The organism is Streptomyces niveiscabiei, from assembly GCF_001419795.1.
In the GTDB taxonomy this organism is placed as follows: Bacteria; Actinomycetota; Actinomycetes; order Streptomycetales; family Streptomycetaceae; genus Streptomyces; species Streptomyces niveiscabiei.
The window spans coordinates 436-2836 of record NZ_LIRL01001119.1 but is presented as its reverse complement, the minus strand read 5'-3'; the positions used below and the strand labels follow the sequence as shown (position 1 = coordinate 2836).

3 protein-coding genes are annotated in these 2401 nt (G+C 73.5%); all 3 read right to left on the bottom strand.

Going from position 1 to position 2401, the window contains the following annotated elements:
* Positions 1–1051 (bottom strand): MFS transporter (locus AOK24_RS40765; protein ID WP_055724951.1); only part of this gene is annotated, 1051 nt, incomplete at its 3' end.
* 166 nt (positions 1052–1217) lie between these two features.
* On the bottom strand, positions 1218–1625 hold the full coding sequence (locus AOK24_RS40760) for an ankyrin repeat domain-containing protein (RefSeq protein ID WP_055724950.1): 408 nt from the start codon (positions 1623–1625) through the stop codon (positions 1218–1220).
* 255 nt (positions 1626–1880) lie between these two features.
* Positions 1881–2401: aromatic amino acid lyase (locus AOK24_RS51835; protein ID WP_240554364.1), on the bottom strand; the 521-nt coding region annotated here is incomplete at its 5' end.

The window sequence follows — 2401 nt, the reverse complement described above, 5'->3', positions numbered from 1 at the left end:
CGACCACCGCGAGCCCGACCGGCAGCGGCCCCCCAAGTGCCCCCAGAATCCCGGCGACCAGCACACCGAGCCCGACGGGCATCAGCCGCCGCCCGTACCGCCGCACGAGGTGCGCGCCGGCCGCCCAGGAGGCCACGGCGAGCCCCAGGGACCAGGGCGCGAGGGCCAGGGACGAGGCCAGGACGCCTTCGCCGAGGCCGAGTTGGAGGTGGAGCACGACGACGGTCGTCAGCCCGCCGGTCGCCGCGAAGAAGGCCATGGAGGTGAACAGGGCGGCGGGGAAACCCCGTTGGGCGAACAGGCTGCGTTCCAGCAGGGGTTCGGGCGTACGGCGCTGGTGCAGGACGAACACCGCGAGGACGGCGGCCCCGGCGACCAGCGACACCCCGGACACCCCGGACACCCCGATCAGCGGGTGCACGACCAACCCGGTCCCGAGGGCGACGAGTCCCGTGCCGGTGAGGTCGAGAGCGGGCCGGAGCGGAGCGCGGTCCTCGGGAAGCGACCGCGCGAGGACGAGCACGGCCACCGCGAGCGGCACGTTCACGAGGAACGCGGCCCGCCAGGACACCGTATGCGTCAGCACCCCGCCCAGCAGCGGCCCGCACACCCCCGCGAGCCCCATCACCGGCCCGATCCACCCGAGCGCACGCGGCAGTTCGGGCCCGCTGAACATCGCCTTGATGAGTCCGACGGTCTGCGGTACGACGGCTGCCGCCGCCGCGCCCTGCACCGCGCGCAGGGCGATCAGGACCCCGGCGGACGGCGCGAGCGCGCACCCCGCCGAGACGACGGCGAACCCGGCGACGCCGGTCACGAAGACCCGGCGCCGGCCCACGATGTCACCGAGCCTGCCGCCGAGGACCAGCAGGACGGCGAAGGGCAGGGTGTAGGCGGCGGTGAACCACTGCACGTCCGACACCGGGCCGCCGAGGTCGGTGTGGACGACGGGGGCGGCGACCTGGACGACGGTCGCGTCGAGCAGGTTCATGGCCTCGGCGATCAGGAGGGCGACGAGGGCGGGACGGCGTGTTGCAGCAAGCGTTCTCATACGGTTTCTCCCCGGAGACGGTTCGCGTCGGGCGACGGCTCCGCCAGGTGACGGTTCGCGCCGGACGACGGCTCGCGTCAGGTTCGGAGAGAGATCCGCGCGGGCTCCAGCGCGAGCGGGGGAATCGGTGATTTCCTCCGTACGAGGGCCCGTCGGCGAGGAAAGCTCACGCCCCCGACAGGACGGCGACCGTCTCGGCGTGGTTGCCGGCCCTCGCCCACTCCAGCGGGGTGAGGCCCGTGCCGTGGTCCTCCCGGAGAGCGGGGTCAGCGCCGTGCGCGAGCAGGACGCGGACCGTGTCGGTGTGGCCCCAACAGGCCGCTGCGCACAGGGGAGTTCCCTCGGCGCCGAGGCCCGCGCTCTCCTCGTCCGGTGGAGCGCCGGCGGCCAGCAGGTGCCGGACGGCCTCGGTGTTGCCGTGGACGCTGGCCGCGTAGAGGGGGGTGGTGCCGTCGGCGTTGCGGGCCCGGGGGTCGGCGCCGGCCTTCAGGAGCGCGGCGACCTCGGTGCCGTTCTCGTGCAGTGCCGCGCTCATCAGGCGGCGGGTGAGCTTTTTCTGGCGTCTTCTGTTCATCGGAGGGGAGATTAGGGGGCGGATTCCGGATGCGCTTCCGGATTTTCTCGGCCACCGTCTCCCGGACAGCAGAAAACCCGCCCCAACCGGGACGGGTTCTCTTCTTGAGCGCCGGGCAAGCCTTGCACTTGCATCTCCCCGCAGGAAGCGGGACGTCTTTCCTTGGACCACCAACGCGCGTTCTGTTCCGCCTTGTTCGGCGGCCAGCTCGTGATCGAACCTTACCCCACGCGGAGGGGTGCGCCGCAACTCGGCTCACAACTCGGCCAGCGTCGGCAGGAGTTCGGCCGCCGCCGCGATGTCCGCCGTGAGCGGCCGGTCGTCCGTGCCGGTCGGCAGCGCGGCCGAGGCCGTCGTGAAGGCCGGGGTCGGCGGCTGGGTCGGCCGGAGCCGAAGTGCCCTGACGGCGCTGACCAGTTCGCAGGCGAGGAGGGTCGTGTACGCGTCCGCCGCCCGCAGCGACTGGCGCGCGGACTGGCCCGCGAAGCTCGCGGCCTCCTCCAGGCCGAGGGAGACCACGGCGTGCCCCGAGGAGGCCGGGACCGCCTGTGAACGCAGCTCCGCGAGCGCCGAGTTGGCCGTGTACTCCAGGATCATCGCCCCCGAGCTGCTCGCCGGCCCGTCCGCCAGGAACGGGGCGAGGCCGGTGAGTTCGGGGTGGCCGAGCGCGGAGAGGCGGGCGGTGGAGAGCTGGGCCGTCTTCAGGAGGGCCAGGTTCAGCCCGTCCAGGGCGAGCGCGAGGGGCGCCGCGAAGAAGCCGCCGTGGTGGTAGGCGG